The organism is Intrasporangium mesophilum (assembly GCF_054783095.1).
This window is the reverse complement of the sequence record NZ_BAAGRF010000039.1, coordinates 1-621: the sequence shown is the minus strand read 5'-3', so window position 1 is coordinate 621 and position 621 is coordinate 1. Positions and strand designations below refer to the sequence as shown.

General features: G+C 26.1%; 1 protein-coding gene. It reads left to right on the top strand.

Annotated elements, in window-relative coordinates:
• The first annotated feature begins 80 nt into the window (after window positions 1-80).
• Window positions 81-518 (top strand): LAGLIDADG family homing endonuclease, encoded by a 438-nt coding sequence (locus tag ACYVLP_RS23465; RefSeq protein ID WP_460629705.1) that lies wholly within the window; start codon window positions 81-83, stop codon window positions 516-518.
• Window positions 519-621 lie beyond the last annotated feature (103 nt).

Below are 621 nucleotides of genomic sequence, written 5' to 3'. Positions count from 1 at the left end.
TAAGTAAGGTATGATCGTACCTTAGAAACAATTTCCCAATTTAAAATTTCCCTTAACCTATTAATAATAATAATTTAATTATGTTAACAAAATTATATAATTCTAATTTAATTAGTCCAAATTGGATTGTAGGATTTATTGATGGAGAAGGATGTTTTCATGTAAGTGTTTCGAAAAATAAATCAACTAAATTAGGATATCAAGTATCACTTGAGTTTTCAATTACTCAACACATTCGAGATAAAGAATTAATGGAAAAATTAGTTAAATTTTTTGGATGTGGATATGTTATTAATGATACTCCTATGAAATTGCAGTATAGAATTCGAGATAGAAAAGACTTATTAGAAAATTTATTTCCTTTTCTTGATCAAAATCCATTATTGACTGTTAAGTCATTAGATTATTTAGATTTTAAATTAGTTCATTCAATGTTAGAAAGTAAATTACATTTAACTCCAGAAGGATTAGATGAGATTAGAATTATTCAAGCAAGAATGAATCGAAATAGAAAATAAACAGATTATGATATAGTCCAAACCATATTGAAAGATATGGATTAGGATAACAACGGCTCTATCCTTAAAAAGATGGGGCTCCGTTGTTTATCCAACCATTCAT